17 protein-coding genes are annotated in these 15387 nt (G+C 68.1%); 9 read left to right on the forward strand and 8 right to left on the reverse strand.

Translation table 11 applies throughout. From position 1 onward, the window contains the following. From ASF41_RS11610 to ASF41_RS11625, 4 genes are read left to right on the forward strand one after another with little or no spacing between them, the layout of a single operon-like run. Positions 1 to 534 (forward strand): SRPBCC family protein, encoded by a 534-nt coding sequence (locus ASF41_RS11610; RefSeq protein WP_056217662.1) that lies wholly within the window; start codon positions 1 to 3, stop codon positions 532 to 534. Next, positions 531 to 1505, forward strand: coding sequence for a YncE family protein (locus ASF41_RS11615; protein ID WP_056493368.1), 975 nt, complete (start codon positions 531 to 533; stop codon positions 1503 to 1505). The genes ASF41_RS11610 and ASF41_RS11615 overlap by 4 nt, the downstream gene beginning before the upstream one ends. Further along, positions 1502 to 2002 carry a hypothetical protein gene (locus ASF41_RS11620; RefSeq protein WP_056493372.1) on the forward strand — a complete coding sequence of 167 codons (501 nt, stop codon included), beginning with the start codon at positions 1502 to 1504 and terminating at the stop codon, positions 2000 to 2002. Before ASF41_RS11615 ends, ASF41_RS11620 begins: the two co-directional genes overlap by 4 nt. Next, complete coding sequence (locus ASF41_RS11625) at positions 1999 to 2637, forward strand: response regulator transcription factor (protein ID WP_056493375.1); 639 nt, start codon at positions 1999 to 2001, stop codon at positions 2635 to 2637. Before ASF41_RS11620 ends, ASF41_RS11625 begins: the two co-directional genes overlap by 4 nt. A 539-nt stretch (positions 2638 to 3176) precedes the next feature. Here the strand turns inward: ASF41_RS11625 and ASF41_RS26060 are convergent. The 7 genes from ASF41_RS26060 to ASF41_RS11655 all read right to left on the reverse strand — a co-directional run bounded on the left by ASF41_RS26060 (position 3177) and on the right by ASF41_RS11655 (position 9146). Beyond that, a complete protein-coding gene (locus ASF41_RS26060) occupies positions 3177 to 3440 on the reverse strand; it encodes a hypothetical protein (RefSeq protein WP_056493379.1) in 264 nt (87 codons plus the stop codon). A gap of 12 nt (positions 3441 to 3452) precedes the next feature. Then, entirely contained in the window at positions 3453 to 3749 is a 297-nt protein-coding gene (locus ASF41_RS26065; RefSeq protein ID WP_244479632.1) for an alpha/beta hydrolase, read from the reverse strand. Then, on the reverse strand, positions 3695 to 4588 hold the full coding sequence (locus tag ASF41_RS26070) for an ABC transporter substrate-binding protein (protein WP_244479631.1): 894 nt from the start codon (positions 4586 to 4588) through the stop codon (positions 3695 to 3697). Before ASF41_RS26070 ends, ASF41_RS26065 begins: the two co-directional genes overlap by 55 nt. Positions 4589 to 4709: 121 nt before the next feature. Further along, positions 4710 to 6248 carry an amidohydrolase family protein gene (locus ASF41_RS11640; protein ID WP_056493381.1) on the reverse strand — a complete coding sequence of 513 codons (1539 nt, stop codon included), beginning with the start codon at positions 6246 to 6248 and terminating at the stop codon, positions 4710 to 4712. A 49-nt stretch (positions 6249 to 6297) separates the two neighbouring features. Further along, positions 6298 to 7113 (reverse strand): ABC transporter ATP-binding protein, encoded by an 816-nt coding sequence (locus ASF41_RS11645; protein WP_056493384.1) that lies wholly within the window; start codon positions 7111 to 7113, stop codon positions 6298 to 6300. After that, a complete protein-coding gene (locus ASF41_RS11650; protein WP_056493387.1) occupies positions 7110 to 8039 on the reverse strand; it encodes an ABC transporter permease in 930 nt (309 codons plus the stop codon). The genes ASF41_RS11645 and ASF41_RS11650 overlap by 4 nt, the downstream gene beginning before the upstream one ends. A 51-nt stretch (positions 8040 to 8090) precedes the next feature. Continuing rightward, entirely contained in the window at positions 8091 to 9146 is a 1056-nt protein-coding gene (locus ASF41_RS11655; RefSeq protein WP_056349145.1) for an ABC transporter substrate-binding protein, read from the reverse strand. Between the two features lie 534 nt (positions 9147 to 9680). Between ASF41_RS11655 and solA the strand changes: the two genes are divergently transcribed. From solA to ASF41_RS11680, 5 genes are all read left to right on the forward strand, one after another. Next, positions 9681 to 10850, forward strand: coding sequence for an N-methyl-L-tryptophan oxidase (gene solA / locus ASF41_RS11660; RefSeq protein ID WP_056493390.1), 1170 nt, complete (start codon positions 9681 to 9683; stop codon positions 10848 to 10850). Positions 10851 to 10981: 131 nt separating this feature from the next. Then, the gene (locus ASF41_RS11665) at positions 10982 to 11812 is read left to right on the forward strand and encodes a transporter substrate-binding domain-containing protein (RefSeq protein ID WP_056493396.1); all 831 of its coding nucleotides are present in this window, start codon (positions 10982 to 10984) and stop codon (positions 11810 to 11812) included. Between the two features lie 40 nt (positions 11813 to 11852). Beyond that, positions 11853 to 12599, forward strand: a complete 747-nt coding sequence (locus ASF41_RS11670; protein WP_056493399.1) for an amino acid ABC transporter permease — start codon at positions 11853 to 11855, stop codon at positions 12597 to 12599. Beyond that, positions 12596 to 13447 carry an amino acid ABC transporter permease gene (locus ASF41_RS11675; RefSeq protein ID WP_056493402.1) on the forward strand — a complete coding sequence of 284 codons (852 nt, stop codon included), beginning with the start codon at positions 12596 to 12598 and terminating at the stop codon, positions 13445 to 13447. Before ASF41_RS11670 ends, ASF41_RS11675 begins: the two co-directional genes overlap by 4 nt. 29 nt (positions 13448 to 13476) lie before the next feature. Continuing rightward, the gene (locus ASF41_RS11680; protein WP_056493405.1) at positions 13477 to 14229 is read left to right on the forward strand and encodes an amino acid ABC transporter ATP-binding protein; all 753 of its coding nucleotides are present in this window, start codon (positions 13477 to 13479) and stop codon (positions 14227 to 14229) included. 364 nt (positions 14230 to 14593) lie between these two features. Here ASF41_RS11680 and ASF41_RS11685 read toward each other — a convergent pair whose 3' ends face one another. Further along, on the reverse strand, positions 14594 to 15040 hold the full coding sequence (locus ASF41_RS11685; protein WP_056493407.1) for an ABC transporter permease: 447 nt from the start codon (positions 15038 to 15040) through the stop codon (positions 14594 to 14596). Between the last annotated feature and the right edge of the window lie 347 nt (positions 15041 to 15387).

A 15387-nucleotide genomic window follows, 5' to 3' on the forward strand; every position in this document is an offset into this window, starting at 1 on the left:
ATGCGTCTCGGTGTTCCCGCCCTCGTCCTGATCCTCCTCTCCGGGGCGGCCCTCGCCCACGGCCCGACGCCGCAGAAGGTCGACCAGAGCATCGTCATCGCGGCCAAGCCCGATGCCGTCTGGAAGGTGGTCGGCGAGTTCGCCGGTATCGGGACCTGGCACCCGGATGTCGCCAGAAGCGAGGGCAGCGGCGGCAACGCGTCCGGGGGGCAGCGGAAGGTCACGCTCAAGGCGGGCGGTACCCTGAACGAGGGACTCGACGAGATGAACGCCGCCGGGCGGAGCTATTCGTACCGCCTGTCCGACCCCGACCTGAAGGCGCTTCCGGTCTCGTCCTACTCGGCGACCCTCACGGTCTCCCCCGAGGGCGATGGCGCCAGGGTCGAGTGGTTCGGTCGATTCTATCGGGGGGATACCGGCAACGAGCCGCCGGACGACCTCAGCGACGAGGCCGGCCGCACCGCCATGAATCGCTACTTCGCGGAGGGTCTCAAAGGCCTGAAGGCGAAGGTCGAGGGGAAAGCCGCGCCATGACGGGCGGCCCGGTGACCGGACGCTTCGTCCTGGCCGCGCTGCTCGTCGGACTCGGACCGGCCCTCGGACCCGGCCCCGGTGCGGCCGCCGCGCGGACCGTGTACGTGGCGAGCCAGGGGGCCGGGACCCTGGTCGCCCTGGCGGCCGATGCGACGGAGGCCGGCGCGCCCCTCCCGGTCGGACGCAGCCCCGCCCAGGTCGTGGCTGGTCCCGAAGGGCGGCTCTATTTCACCCATCCCGATACGGGGACCATCACGGTCGTCGGTGGCGCCGACGGATCAATCCGGCAGACCTATTCGGTACCCGGTCAGCCGTTCGGGATCGCGACCTCTCCCGACGGTGCGCACCTCTATGTCGGGGACTGGGCGGGCCACCGAGTGATGCGCCTATCCGCCAGGACCGGCGCCCTCGAGGGGGCGGTGGCCGTCGGCCGCGAACCGGCCGGCCTCGTCCTCGACCGGAACGGAACGCTCTACGTGGCCGACCGGGAGAGCCGACAGGTCAGCGTCGTCGACACCCGGACCATGACCCGGAAAGCCACGATCGCGGTGGGGACGGGGCCCTTCGCCCTGGCGCTGAACCCGGCCCGGGACCGTCTCTACGTTGCCAACGTGCGCAGCGGCGACGTGAGCGTCATCGACACGGTCGCGCGCCGGGTCGTCGCAACCTTCACGGTGGGTGGCATGCCCTACGGGGTCGCCGTGAGTCCGGATGGCGGCCGGATCTGCGTCACCGACCAGCGCGGCGGCAATCTCGTCGTTCTCGATGCGGAGGACGGCGCGCTGCGCGCGACCGTGCCGGTCGGCCGCTATCCGGAGGGCGTCGCGATCACCGGGCAACAGGCCTACGTCGCCAACTGGTTCTCGGATTCCGTCTCCGTCGTCGACCTCCGAAGCCTTCGCGAGACGGCTCGTATCGCCGTGCCCGACGGCCCCCGCAGCCTCGCGGTCGTGCCCGAGGGAGAGCGATGAGGTTCCGCACCGCGCCGACGCTCGCTCTCCTTCTGGTTCTGGGGGCCTGCGATGGCGGCGAGCCCGCTCAGGACACGGCCGTCGTGGCCACGAAGTCCGATGCCGAGGTCCCGACATGGCTCTCGCCGACGGACGGGATGGAGCCGGCGGTTTGGCTTGCGCGGCGCGAACCCGGCCAGCCCGTGGCGCGCGCCGCCGCGCGCAGCGATCACCTGCGCCACAGCCTCTCTCGGGCGAAAGAGATCTTCATCGAAGATCCGCGCATGATCGCCAATCGAACGGTACAGCTCGGACAGATGCTGGCCGAGGCCGGCGAGCCCGAGAGCTACACCGATCTCCTCGAGGGCCTCGAAGGCGCGGCCTCCCCGACCCATCGCAAGCAGCTCTACGGCGAGCTGTGCCAGCATTACTACAACAGCCGGCAGCAGGGGCTGGACCGCGCGCAGGCCCTTGCCCGCCTCACCGAACGCTCTGCCGCGCCGGATGTCGCCCCATGACATCCGGCGCGACGAGCATCCTCATCGCGGACGACCACCCGGTGATCCTGAGGGGGTTCCGGACCCTCATGGAGGATGCGGGGATGACGGCGATCCACGAGGCGACGACCATCGTGGAGGCCTATCGGGCCTTCTACCGGCAACGCCCGGGCATGGTCATTGCCGATCTCACGTTCGGCGATCAGGGCTTGAGCGGGCTCTCCTTGATCCAGCGCATCCGGACCCTGGAGCGCAAGACCCGGATTCTCGCCTTCAGCATGCACGACGATCCGACGATCATCGCGCGTGCTCTGGCGAACGGAGCGACCGGCTATGTGCTCAAGGATGCGCCGGCCACGGCGTTCCTCGCGGCTTTCGACCAGGTCCGCCGCGGAAAAAGCTACCTCGATCACGACATCGCTCTGCGTGTGGCCATGCTCAACGCGACCAGCGAACGGTCGTCGACCGTGAATTTTTCGGAGCGGGAACGACAGGTCCTCTCGCTGATCAAGGACGGAAACTCCTATCAAGCCATCGCTGAAAAGCTGTCGATGAAGTACAAGACCGTTGTAAACGTCATCTCGGCGATTCGACGAAAATCGGGAACCCATAGTCTTGCCGAGTTGATCAATTTCTCGATGTCGATCGATATTTGAGTCTCATCGGACAACAATCGTTGTTCAGGCTGACGAACGGTCGACGGGCCGACGGAGCTCGCAGTCGCGCAGGCCCGGCCCCGATCCGCTGACCTCCGGGGCGCCGGCCTCCCCGAGGCCGAGGACACGGGCAACGAGGCGTCCGTCGCCGATGCCCTGCCCTGGGGGGCGCCTCGAGGTTCGAGTGATGCAGGGCGCGGCGCGATCAGGGCGTGAGGCCCGGACAGGGGCGGTCGCTCGCGACGCGTCCACCGGTCAGTTGGTGTCGGCTGCAGGGCCGTCGATGCGGATGGTCGCGCGCGCCGGGTCCGGTCCGCCGGACTGCCGGCAGCTCTGCGCGATCGGGAAAACGGTGCCCTCGTGCGGGACGATGCGGGCCCGGCACTCCCCGGCCTTGGAACTCCCGAGGCCCCGTGGCGCAGCGGAAGTGCGTCGGCGCGGGCCTGGCCGGCGACCAGAACCGAAGCGCATGCGGTCATCGTTCGTGGAAGCGAGCGACGCATCGTCCTTCTCCGACCGGGGCGGCCCATGCCCGTTCGTCAGGCCGGGACGCCGACCGTGGAGAGCCAAGCCGCGTACCGGACGGGCCAGTGCGCGCTCGGGGTCCCCGGCCTCCCCATGCCGAAGCCGTGGCCGCCGCGCGCGAGCGTATGGGGCTCCGCTCGGATGCCGGCCAGTGCGCACGCCTCGGCCAAGATGCGGGTGTTGGCGATGTCCGAGATCGGGTCGCCCTGCGCCTGCGCCAGGAAGACCGGCGGGCCGTGGGATCGCACATGGGTCTCGACCGACCAGGCCGCGCTCATCTCCCGGTCCGGCTATCGGCCGACCATCTGAAGGCGCGTGGAGGTCTGGTCGTGGGGCAGCTCGAGGGTGATGATCGGGTAGATCAGCGCCGCCGCGACCGGATGGGCCGGCAGATCGTCGGTCGCGTCGACCGAGCGATAGAAGGCGAACGCCCAGCGCGTCGCGGCCAGGCCGAGAAGATGGCCGCCGGCCGAGAATCCGAGGACGCCGATCCGGCTCGGATCGATGCCGTACGCGACCGCCCGCTTCCGGATCAGGCGCAGGGCGCGCTGCGCATCCTGAAGCGGTGCCGGGGGCCGTCGCGCCAGCCCTCGCGGGGGAGGCGGTAGCTCAAGACGAAGGCGGTGTCCTTGGCGCCGATGTTGTAGAACCACGGCCAGACATGCGGGTAGGAGCCCGTCGTGACGGTGAAGCCCGCTGCCTTCAGCGAGGGAATCCCGTCGGCGGCCGGAACCTCAATCCAGTCGACCTGTCCCGAGCGCAGGGCGGCGAACCGGGTATTCGCCTCCGGGATCGGCATCAGCCGGATCCGGTCGACCTTCGCCTTGCGAGCGGCGTCCCAGTAGCCGTCGAACCGCGCCAGATCGATGGCCTCGCGGGGACTGACCCGCGTGATTCGGAACGGTCCCGTCCCGGCGGCCGGCAGCATCGCGGTCCCGGCCCAGGTGCGGCCGCCCTTCTCGAACGAGGACGGCGCGGTGAACAGCAGGTCGACCATCATGTGGGGGAAGTACGAGGCCGCGACGGTCGTCGTGACCGCAACCGTGCGATCATCGACCTTGCGATAGCCGGCGATGATCGGCACCCGCGTCCTCGTGATGCCGGCGGCGGCCACCTCGTATTGCGGGCTGTCGGCCTTGAAGTAGCGGTCGAGATTCCACAGCACCGCATCGGCGTTGAAAGGCGTGCCGTCGTGGAATGCGACGCCGTCGCGCAGATGGAAGAGCCACGTCCGCTTGTCCTCGGGCATTTGCTCCCAGCGCTCGGCCAATCCGGGCTTGAGGGTCGCGGGCCGGTCGCTGCGCGTGAGGTCCCACTGCACCAGCGGCTCGAAGACCGGATAGCCGAGAAAACGCAGGCCTTCGAACCCGTTGTTCGGCATCCCGGTGGTGGTGGGAATGTCGGTTGCCGTCATGGCGATACGCAATGAGCTCTCGGCCTGCGCGACCGATGTGCAAGCCCCGATCCCCACGGCGATGAGCGCCGCCCGCTTTCGACTCGTCATCGTGTCGGACCTCGTGTTTCCGTGGAGGATCGTGGGCTGATCTTCAGCTGCGCGAGGACGGCGCGTAGAAGGGCTGGCGCGGGGTGTCGGGCAGATAGCCGTCGTAGAAGGCCTTGACGTAGGGCGTGACGGCGAGCCCGAGCTCCCGCCGGGCGACCTCCTCGGGGGTCCGCGGCCGGCCGAGGCTTTCGGCTATCTCGGCGAGCACGGCATCCCGGTCGACCTGGGTGAAGCGGCCATCGGCGTAGACGATTTGCCCGTCGACGAAGACCGCATCGACGGCCCCCGTCTTGGAGCGCTGCATCAGCGCGTCGAGGATCGGGATGTCGGTGTCCTGGTAGGGATAGGTCGCCTTGTCGTAGTCGATCAGCACCGCGTCGAAGAATCGGCCCGGATCGAGGCGGCCGATGCTCTGGCCGAAGGCGGTGGTCTTGGCGCCGTGCTCGGTCGCCATCCGCAGGACCTGCGGGCAGGTGGGTACGTCGTCGTCCATGCCGGGGGTGCGGTGAGCCCGCAGGACGAGGCGCAGCTCCTGGAGCATATCCCGATCCTCGTTGAGGCCCGCCTCGTCGAGGCCCATCCCGACGGTCATGCCCTTGGCCTCGTAGAGGTTGAGAGGCGCCACGCCGGAGCGCAGGCGGAAGTTCGACGAGCAGTTGTGGCAGATGCAGGTGCCGGTCTCGGCGGCGATGTCGGCATCCTCCGCCGTCAGCCAGACGCCGTGCCCGAGGGTCAGATGCGGCCCGAGCACGCCGAGGTCGTGCAGATGATGCACGGCGGTCTTGCCGGTACGGCGCCGGGCATATTCCTTCTGATAGGCGGTCTCGAGAAGGTGCATGTGCATGGGCACGCCGTGCTTGCGTGCGGTGGCATTGAGGGTCTGCAGCGCCTCGTCGCTGCACCAGTGCAGGTTGGCCGGGGCGAGCTGGATCCGGGTGAGCCGCTCGCCCTCGTTCTCCGCCTTCAGGGTCTCGAACAGAGTCATGAAATCCGCGAACGGCATCGACTGCGCCTTGAGATGCGCCATCAACTGCCCGGCGATGGGCTGGGGCAGGCGCTCGCAGAAGGCTTCGTCGGCCTCGTAGACGAGGCGGTTCTGCTCGCGCACGGCGTAGCAGTAGGAGGCACGCATCCCGATTTTGCGATAGGCGCCGAGCACCTGCGAGGCCGCGCCGTGGACCTGCTCGTAGCCGCCCGCCATCCAGCCGTGGATGTGCTGCACGGTGGTGACGCCGGAGGCGAGCATCTCGAAGGCGGAATAGAGGGTGTCGAGTTCGTGGTCGACGCGCTTGGCGGCGATGCGCGTGGCGAACCAGAGTTCCAGGGCGTGGTCGGGCGAGCCGAGTTGCAGGGGGGTGAGCCCGACATGGTGATGGCTGTTGACGAAGCCCGGCAGCATCACGTGGCGCGGGTAGCGATGCACGGTCGCGTCCGGTGCCTTGGCGCGCAAGGCCGCCGGATCGCCCACCTCGACGATGATGCCGTCCCGCACCAGCACGGCGGCGTTGTCGTGGATGATCGGGGTATGCCGGTCCTGCACGCCCGTGATGATGGTGCGGGCCTCGACGATGATCTCGGTCATGCTGATCCTTGAGACGATTGAGAACGATGACGGCGGACGAGGGCGGCGCTCAGCGCGCCTCCTGCTCCGCGAAGGCCCGGTCGACCTCGTCGGCGAGGAGTTCGCCGAAGCGGTCGCGCAGGTCGTGGAACCGTGGGTCGCGGGGATTGCGCGGGCGGGGTAGATCCACCGGCACGATGGTCTTCACCCGGCCGGGACGGGCGGTGAACACGACGACCCGATCGGCCAGCGCCACCGCCTCGTCGATCGAATGCGTGACGAGGACGATGGAGGCGCCGCTGTCGCGCCAGATCTGGAGCAGGAAATTCTGCATCTTGGCACGGGTCTGGACGTCGAGGGCCGCGAAGGGCTCGTCCATCATGAGGACCTTCGGGCGCATGGCGAGCGCCCGGGCGCAGGCGGCGCGCTGGCGCATGCCCCCGGAGAGCTCGTCCGGCTTCTTGTCCATCATGTCGGCGAGGCCAACCCGCCGCAGCATCTCGGCGGCAATCTCCCGGCGCTTCAGCTTCTGGACCGCGCCGATGGAGAGGCCGAAGGCGACGTTGTCGAGGATCGTCAGCCAGGGGAACAGCGAGGCGTCCTGGAAGATGAGGCCGCGCTCGGCCGACGGCCCCGCGATCGGCAGGCCGTCCGCCTCCATCGTGCCGGCGCTCGCCGGCTCAAGCCCGGCGATCATGTAGAGCAGCGTCGACTTCCCGCAGCCGGAGGGGCCGAGGAAGACCACGAACTCGCCGGGGGCGATGTCGAGGTCGATGTCGCGCAGGGCCTGGACGGGGCTGCGGCCGGCGGGCGACCAGGTCTTGCCGACACCCGACAGGTGCACGGCGGGGCGGCGGAGCGAAGGGCTTGGGACCGGAGCGTTCATCGACCGCCTCCCTGGGGGGCGATCCACCACAGCATCCGGGCCTGGACTTGGCGCAAAGCCCAGTCGAAGCCGAAGCCGAGCAGGCCGATGATCGCCATGGTGAAGAAACTGAGGCGGGCGTTGAAGGTCGAGCGGGCGAGCGAGACGATCTGCCCGAGGCCGCTGCCGACGCCCACCGCCTCCGCGATCAGCACCACCATCCAGGCGGCGAACAGGTTGAGGCGCAGGGTCATGAACAGCCCCGGCAGGATCGCCGGCAGCACCACGCGGAAGAAGGTCTGGCGGGTATCCGCCCCCATGATGCGGGCGACGTTGAGGTAGGTGACCGGCACCGCTGCGATCTGGGTGCTCGTCGTCAGCGCGATGGCGAAGAACAGGGTGATGAAGACGAGAAAGATCGCCGGCACGTCACCGATTCCGAAGACGAAGATCGCCACCGGCAGCCAAGCCACCGGCGAGATCGGCGCCAGCAGGAGCACGGTGGGCAGGACGAGGTTGCGGAACAGCCGGACATAGTGGAGCAGCGCGCCCACCAGGACGCCGCCGACGAAGCCGAGGACGAGCCCGACCGTGACCCGCATGGTCGTCCACCCGATGGTGGCGAGGAGCGGCATCACGCCTCCGCCCTCGCTGCGGCTGCCGATCCGGTTGGACCGGTCGAAATACTTCAGGGTCGCGGGCAGGTCGGCAAGGAACAGGTGCGGGGGCGGCAGGAGCAGCGGGTTCAGGAACCCGAGGGCCCAGAGAGCCTCCCACAGGCCGGCGAACAGGCCGAGCGAGGCGAGGCTCCAGCCGAGGGTCGCCAGCCCCGCGTGCAGGCGCGGGTATCGCGGGGGAGCGAAGGGCCGCCCCTGTCCCGGGGCCGCCTGCGCGGATTGTACAGAAACCGGCGCCACTGCGCCGAGTGGAACGTCCGTCGCGGCCATGAGGCTGCCTTTCGGAAGATCGGGAATCGGGTCCGGGAGACGCGGGGTCCGTCAGGCCGATTTCAGCTTCAGCCCGTCATAGAGCGGCCGGTTCTCGGCGATGACCTGCTCCATCAGGCTCCAGTCGAAGGCATCGGGTCCGGGCGCCTTCTTGACGTAGCCCATCTCCTTCATCGACTGCCCGCGGGCGATGATGAAGTCGGTCTGGTTGCGCTGATCCGTGCAGACGGGTTGCTTGGCGGAGGCATCGACCGCGGCTTCCATGGTGGTCTTGTAGTAGTTGCCGACGGTGTCCTTCAGCGCCGCAGTGCGATCGGATTCGATTTGAGACTGCGCGGTGAACAGAGCCTTGATCACCGCCCGTACGGTGGCGGGGCTCTTCTCGATCAGCGGTGTCCGGGCCGCCAGGACGCAATCGGAATAGCCGGCGCCGTAGACGTCGGTTCCGTCCGAGAGGAGCGTGGCGCCCTTGCGCGACTGCAGGCACTGCGTGGCGTAGGGCTCGATATGGCAGATCGCATCGACCGCGCCGGCGATGAAGGCCTGGGCCAGCTCCGGTGAGGTATCGAGGTAGCGTACGTCGAGGTCTTGGAAGGTCAGTCCGGCCTTCTTGAGATAGTCGAACGGCAAGACCTCGAGGGTGTCCGCCTGGAAGGTGCCGAGGGTCTTGCCCTTCAGGTCGGCCGCGGACCGGATACCTTCCCGGGCCACGATCATGCAGCCCTGGACACCCCCGCCGGCGACGATCTTCACCGGGGCACCGGCGTCGTACAGGGTCATGAAGTTCGAGTAGGGGATCATCGACATGTCGACGAGCCCGGCACCGAACATGGTCGTGATCTCGGCGTTCGAGGGCGTCACCACGAAATCCAGGCTGACCCCGTCGCCCTCCGTCAGTTTGCGCTCATGGGCGAGGAACATGCCGAGATTGCAGAAGCCGGACCCGTGGGTCGCCTTGACGGTGGTCATCGCGCCCGCCGCGGCGGCCGGTGCGACCAGGGCCGCGAGATGGGCCGGCAGCGCGATGGCAGCGCCGGCCGATCCCGCTGCGCGCAGAAGGCCACGCCGGGAGAAGCGTTGAAAGAACAGACCGTCACGTTCGCACATGATGCTCTCCGATCCCGCAGAGGGCGATGACACCGCGACCGTTCGGTCTGCCGGACGCAGGGCTGCATCGAGGAGGGCATGATGCAGTCGGACCGGGCAGCACCGTCCAGGACGGGCATCGTCGGATGGGCACGCCAACCCATGAGAGCCGATGGCTCTGCGCTGCGCGCCAACTCATGCAAGGCACGCGCCAAGCCGCCTGCGCAGGCCGTTCACCGTCCTATCCGCTCGCCCCATGGAAGATCAATCACGAGAAAACCAATCCAGCTGGGTCTAAGATGCGCGTATCATGCGAGCATTCGCGTTTTTAATCTGGCCAATATTGGAAGACATCGACATCTTGCGCGTCGATTTCGGTTGCCGGCGACCGCCGGCTCCGCGATCGCAGCGGGGTCCGGCGACGGAGCGAGCCGGCGTCGGCGCCGTCCCATCGGCACGCCGGGCATGGCATCCCGCCAGGCGCATTGCCTCGCCATCGATTTTTCCGCAAGCGAACGGCATTCTCCTCGAGGGCGGACCGGAGCGCATCCACCGATGGAAGACCGTTTTGAGATTGCCGTCGTCGGCCTCGGCGCCATGGGCAGCGCGGCCCTCTACCAGTTGGGCTTGCGCGGGGCGAAGGCGGTCGGCCTCGATCGCTTCGCCCCGCCGCATAGCTCGGGGTCGAGCCACGGCGAGAGCCGCATCACCCGGCAGGCCGTCGGCGAGGGCCGCGACTACGTCCCCTTCGTCCTGGCCTCGCACCGGATCTGGCGGAGCCTGGAAGCGGAGACCGGCGAAACGCTGCTGACGGCCTGCGGCGCTCTCGTGATGGGGCCAGGCAGCGGTGTTTCCTCGCATCACGGGAAGCCGGATTTCGTCGGGCGCTCCATCGATGCCGCGCGGGCTTTCGCGATCCCGCACGAAGTTCTCGACGGGCGCGAGGTGGCGCGCCGCTTCCCCCAGTTCCGCAATCTCGGCGGCGACGAGAAGGCCTATTACGAGCCGGGCGGCGGCTACGTCCGGCCCGAGCGCTGCATCGCCGCGCAGCTCCACCGGGCCGGCGCGCTCGGGGCCGAGATCCGCACCGGGACGACGGTGCGATCGATCCTCCAGCAGCCGAGCGGGGTCCGAATCGAGACCGATCGGGGCGTCGTCCATGCCGATCAGGTGGTGGTCTCCGCCGGGGCCTGGACCGCGCCCCTGCTCGGCGCGCCCTTCACGGACCTGCTCACCGTCAACCGCCAGCTGCTGCACTGGTACGCCCTCGACGACGCCTCGGCCTACGGGTCCGATGCGCCGGTCTTCATCTGGATGCACGGTTCCGGCGACACGGACTACCTCTACGGCTTCCCGCCCCTGCCGGGAGAGACCGAGGTGAAGGTCGCCACCGAGCAGTACGAGACATCGACGCAGGCCGAGGCCCTCGAGCGCGTCGTGAGCCCCGCGGAATCCGCCGCGATGCACCGACACCACGTGGCGGGCCGGCTCGCCGGCGCGTCGGCGCGGGTGACCCGGGCCGCCGCCTGCCTCTACACCGTGACGCCCGACCGGGGCTTCATTATCGACCGCCACCCGCGGATGGACCGGGTCCTCGTCGTGTCGGCCTGCTCCGGGCACGGCTTCAAGCACTCGGCCGGCATCGGCGAGGCCGTGGCCGAGGAGATGCTGCAGGGCGGCGGGCGCATCGATCTCGCACCTTATTCGCTCGCGCGGTTCGGCTGATCCCCACAGCGATGGCCTGTCGATTGCTTGACCCGATCGGACCCGAGAGGGCAGTCTCCCCGAAGAGCGCGCGTCGAGCCCCGGTCTCGTCTCCGGTCGAGCCGGATGTGCTCAGCATAAGGTATCCTTCCATGCGCAAGCCGACTTCGACGTTTCTCGGCTCTGGTCTGCTCGCGGCGGCCATCGTGCTGTCCGCTTCCCTGGCGACGGCGGCGGATGGGATCGAGGCGATCAAGCAGCGCGGGACCCTCATCGTCGGCGTGAAGGCGGATTACCGGCCCTTCGGCTTCCGCGATCCGAGCGGGGCGATCATCGGGCTCGAACCGGACCTGGCTGCCGACGTCGCCAAGCGCCTCGGCGTGAAGCTCGAGCTCGTGCCGGTGGTCTCCTCCAACCGCATCGAGTTCCTGCAGCAGGGCAAGGTCGACCTCCTCATCGCCACGCTCTCAGACAAGCCGGAGCGCCGCCGCGTGGTGCAGGCCATCGACCCGCAATACTATTCCGACTTCGTCAACGTGATGCTGCCCAAGAAAGCCGGCATCACGGATTGGGCGCAGCTAAAGGGCAAGCCCCTCTGCGCCACCTCGGGCGCCTGGTACAACAAGGACGTGGCCCGGACCTACGGTGCGGAGATCGTCGCCTTCGACGGCTCCGAGAAGCCGCTCTTCGCGCTCAAGCAGGGCAATTGTCTCGGCTACGTCTACGACCAAAGCATGCTTCAGGGGAAACTCCTCGACGCCGACTGGAAGGCGGATTACGGGCTGCCGCTGAAGGGCATCCTCGACGCCCCCTGGATGATGGCGGTGGCGCTCGGCAACGGCGCGCTGCAGGGCCTCCTGGAGACGACGACCAAGGAGTGGATGAAGTCCGGCTTCATCGTCGAGGAGGAGAAGAAGTGGGGCATCGAGCCGACGGAATACTCGAAGGCGATGCACGAAAAGTACAAGAACGCGACCAACTGAACCGCGCCGGGCCGAACGACCGGCCATCTCGAGGAGCACGATGGACGCCGTTCCGAACTGGTTCCGGGGCCTCTACGAGACCACGGGCTACAACTTCACGGTCTTCTACGACCCCTATGACTGGGACCGCTACGTCAACGGCTTGAAGACCACCCTGCTGCTCGCGGTGACGACGATCCTGGCGAGCCTCGTCATCGGCGCCGTGGGAGCGCTTCTGCAGGGCGGTCCCTCCCGGCTCCTGCGCGGCCTCGTCAACGGCTTCGTCGTCGTGTTCCGCAATACGCCGCCGCTGGTCCAGATCTTCTTCTTCTACTTCGGGCTCGGCACCCTGCTGCCGGCTACCCAGACCGCCGACGGCCTGCGCATGCCGCTCCTCGACAACGTGCAATGGGCCATCGTCTCGCTGGCCCTGTTCGCCGGGGCCTTCAACGTCGAGATCTTCCGCTCGGGCATCGAGGCGGTGCCGCGCACCACCGTCGAGGCGGCCGAGTCCCTCGGCTACACCCGGCTCAAGGCCTACCTCTACGTCGTGCTGCCGCTCGCCCTCCGGGTCTGCCTGCCGGCCCTGAACAACAACCTGATCAACCTCCTGAAGACCACCACCCTGGCCTACGCCATCGCGGTGCCGGAGACGCTCTACGCGGTGAAGCAGATCTGGTCGGAATCGCAGAACGTGCTGGAGATGATGGTCGTCCTGCTGGCGACCTATGCCGTCCTCGTCGGCATCCTGGTCTGGCTGATGCATCGCTGGGAGCGGGCCCTGCGGATCCCGGGCTACAGCCGATGAGGCCACTGCCGTCGACTGGGAGCGACCTGCCGGTCCTGCTGCCGTTCCGGGTCTTGCGCACCCAGGCCCGGTTCACCCTCCGCCCGGTGCAGGCTTGGCTCCTCGGAGCGTGGCTCGCCGGCCTCGTCCTCGTGATGCCGGCCTTTGCGCAGGGGCCCGACGCGGTGCTGTCGCCGCTTCAGGTGATCCTGCGCTGGGCACCGCTGCTGCTCACGGGCTTTGCCTTCAACGTTGCCATCTCCCTCGTGGCCATGCTCCTCGGGACGGGAGCGGGCGTCGCTCTGGGCCTCGCCCTGGTCAGCGAGGGGCCGATTCTGCGCCGCGTCGCCTGGGGCCTGACGCAGGTCTTCCGCAACGTGCCCTGGCTGGTGCTGCTGTTCTTCGTCATGTTCCTGGTGCCGTTCCAGGTCACGGTGTTCGGCCTGCGCGTGCCGCTGCCCGACTGGGTCAAGGCGACGGTCGGATTCGCGCTGCCAGTGATGGCCAACGTCGCCGAGATCGTGCGCGGCGCCGTGCGCTCCGTGCCGGCCACCCAGTGGGAAGCGGCCGAATCCCTGGCCTTCACCCGGCCCCAGACGCTGTTCCGCATCATCCTGCCGCAATGCCTGAAGCGGATGCTGCCCCCGTGGATGAACGTCTATGCCCTGATCGCCATGGCCACCGTCCAGGCCTCGATCGTGGGCGTCACCGAGATGCTGACGCTGACGGCGCAGGTGCACGCGGCGGAAGGGGGCCGGCCCGAGCTGTTCGCGCCCCTCTACGGCTTCGCCCTGCTGTGCTTCTTCCTCTACTGCTACCCGATCGACCGGCTGACCGCGCGCCTGGAGCGGCGGTTCGAGACGGCGTGAGGCCTACCCTGTCCGATGGTGCGTTCCCGATGTCGCATGTCCCGCCCGCCGATCGCCCGATCGTGCAGTTGCTCGACGTGCACAAGGCCTTCGGCGAGGCCGAGGTCCTCAAGGGCATCAGCTTCGACGTGCGCCGGGGCGAGGTCGTCTGCATCATCGGGCCGTCGGGCTCGGGCAAGTCGACGCTGATCCGCTGCATCAACGCCCTTGTGCCGGTCACCTCCGGCACCATCCGGGTCGACGGGATCGAGGTGGTCGATCCGAAGCTCGACAAGCTGGCCCTGCGCCGCAAGGTCGGTATGGTGTTCCAGCAGTACAACCTGTTTCCGCACAAGACGGCGCTGCAGAACGTCATGATGGCGCCCATCCACGTGCTCGGCCAGGACAAGCGGGAGGTCGAGGCCCGGGCACGCGCGCTCCTCGCCAAGGTGCGGCTCGCGGGCAAGGAGGCTGCCTATCCCGGCGAGATGTCGGGCGGGCAGCAGCAGCGGGTCGCCATCGCCCGCTCGCTGGCGATGCGGCCGGACGTGATGCTGTTCGACGAGGTCACCGCCGCGCTCGATCCCGAGACGGTCAAGGAGGTGCTGGTCACCATCCGAGACCTCGCCGAGGAGGGCATGACCTGCCTCCTCGTCACCCACGAGATGAACTTCGCCCGCGAGGTCGCCGACCACGTCTACTTCACCGATCGCGGCGTCATCGTCGAGCACGGTCCCCCCGGGACCCTGTTCTCGTCCGCCGCCGATCCGCGTACCCGACGATTTCTATCCCAGGTTCTCTAAGGACCCCTCCGGGCGCATCCAGGCAAGCTCGGAGCATCGCCTCCTTGCCCCCTCGGAAAGCGACCGGTTGCTTGCGACCGAGACTGTCGACGACAACGGGGTCGAGCGGGGTCGCGCTCAGCGCCCCTGATTCCTCCTTGGCGCTCCAGCTCGCGGATCTGAGGGCTACCCGATCTCCGTCGAGCGCGTCAGTGCTACGGAGCCCACCTCGCCCAGGGTTCCCGCGGCGAGAGTGGTGTGAGGCCGAACCCCGACCGCGCCCACCTGTCGTCGATCCGGCGCTGGCGCAGCGAGCCGCCGCCGGCGGTGGGAACGGTGAGGATGGGTGACGAAACCGACCTGTTGGATTGTTCAAGAAGGGAGTTTAGCGTTTGGGCAGTGACCAAGGTGCCGCGAGAGGCTGAACTTCCGGAACAAGCTGGAATAGGCTGAGGCTGATGACAATGAGGAGCCTGAGACCGGCGAAGGCCGCCGGAATGCGGAACATGGACGTCGAGTAAGCAATGAAGAAGCCGAGGCCCCGGTCGGCCGCCACCAGTTCTGCCACGACGGCGCCGACGATCGCCAGCGTCATCGAGGCCCTTAGAGCCGAGAAGATACAGGGCATCGCGAAGGGCAGGCGGATCTGCGTCACCTCCCGATACCGGCCAGCTCTTAGGTAGCGCGACAACTCGACGAGTTCCTCCGGTGTCGCGAGGAGGCCGGTGATCGTCACTACCACAATCGGGAAGAAAGCGATCAGGAACGTGATGAGGATGCGGGCGCCGTCGTTCGGTCCCATCGTAAAGGCCGCGTGCGAGATCAGCGACATGGTTGGCCCCCGTGCGTCCGTGTGAGACGCACGGATCGTGCGCAATTCGCTGCTTGAGTGGAACACGCGTTCGGTCGATCCGGGAACGATATTCAGACGAAGAGGGAGTGTCCGATGACCACCGCGCTCGACCACGAGAAACTGCTTCGCATCGCTATCGCGGAGTCACGCAAAGCTCGCGAGAGCGGCGTTCATCCCTTTGCGTCGATCCTGGTTGGAGCGGAGGGCGAGGTGCTGATGACCCAGCATTGTCTGTCGTCAGATGATTTGGGACATTCAGCGGTGTTCAGGAGCGGAGGCTCTGGTCCATCTGGGGTGAGAGGTTAGGCAGCCTGCGCGTGATGGCG

Source organism: Methylobacterium sp. Leaf111, assembly GCF_001423285.1.
GTDB lineage: Bacteria > Pseudomonadota > Alphaproteobacteria > Rhizobiales > Beijerinckiaceae > Methylobacterium.

Bases quoted from the DNA above. Each gene is read 5' to 3' on its own strand.
- ASF41_RS11650 (WP_056493387.1), bottom strand. From the start codon at position 8,039: ATGGCCGCGACGGACGTTCCACTCGGCGCAGTGGCGCCGGTTTCTGTA.
- ASF41_RS26060 (WP_056493379.1), bottom strand. From the start codon at position 3,440: ATGAGCGCGGCCTGGTCGGTCGAGACCCATGTGCGATCCCACGGCCCG.
- ASF41_RS11675 (WP_056493402.1), top strand. From the start codon at position 12,596: ATGAGGCCACTGCCGTCGACTGGGAGCGACCTGCCGGTCCTGCTGCCG.
- ASF41_RS11685 (WP_056493407.1), bottom strand. From the start codon at position 15,040: ATGTCGCTGATCTCGCACGCGGCCTTTACGATGGGACCGAACGACGGC.
- ASF41_RS11625 (WP_056493375.1), top strand. From the start codon at position 1,999: ATGACATCCGGCGCGACGAGCATCCTCATCGCGGACGACCACCCGGTG.
- ASF41_RS11620 (WP_056493372.1), top strand. From the start codon at position 1,502: ATGAGGTTCCGCACCGCGCCGACGCTCGCTCTCCTTCTGGTTCTGGGG.
- ASF41_RS11645 (WP_056493384.1), bottom strand. From the start codon at position 7,113: ATGAACGCTCCGGTCCCAAGCCCTTCGCTCCGCCGCCCCGCCGTGCAC.
- ASF41_RS11665 (WP_056493396.1), top strand. From the start codon at position 10,982: ATGCGCAAGCCGACTTCGACGTTTCTCGGCTCTGGTCTGCTCGCGGCG.
- ASF41_RS11610 (WP_056217662.1), top strand. From the start codon at position 1: ATGCGTCTCGGTGTTCCCGCCCTCGTCCTGATCCTCCTCTCCGGGGCG.
- solA (WP_056493390.1), top strand. From the start codon at position 9,681: ATGGAAGACCGTTTTGAGATTGCCGTCGTCGGCCTCGGCGCCATGGGC.
- ASF41_RS11680 (WP_056493405.1), top strand. From the start codon at position 13,477: ATGTCGCATGTCCCGCCCGCCGATCGCCCGATCGTGCAGTTGCTCGAC.
- ASF41_RS11655 (WP_056349145.1), bottom strand. From the start codon at position 9,146: ATGTGCGAACGTGACGGTCTGTTCTTTCAACGCTTCTCCCGGCGTGGC.
- ASF41_RS11640 (WP_056493381.1), bottom strand. From the start codon at position 6,248: ATGACCGAGATCATCGTCGAGGCCCGCACCATCATCACGGGCGTGCAG.
- ASF41_RS11615 (WP_056493368.1), top strand. From the start codon at position 531: ATGACGGGCGGCCCGGTGACCGGACGCTTCGTCCTGGCCGCGCTGCTC.
- ASF41_RS11670 (WP_056493399.1), top strand. From the start codon at position 11,853: ATGGACGCCGTTCCGAACTGGTTCCGGGGCCTCTACGAGACCACGGGC.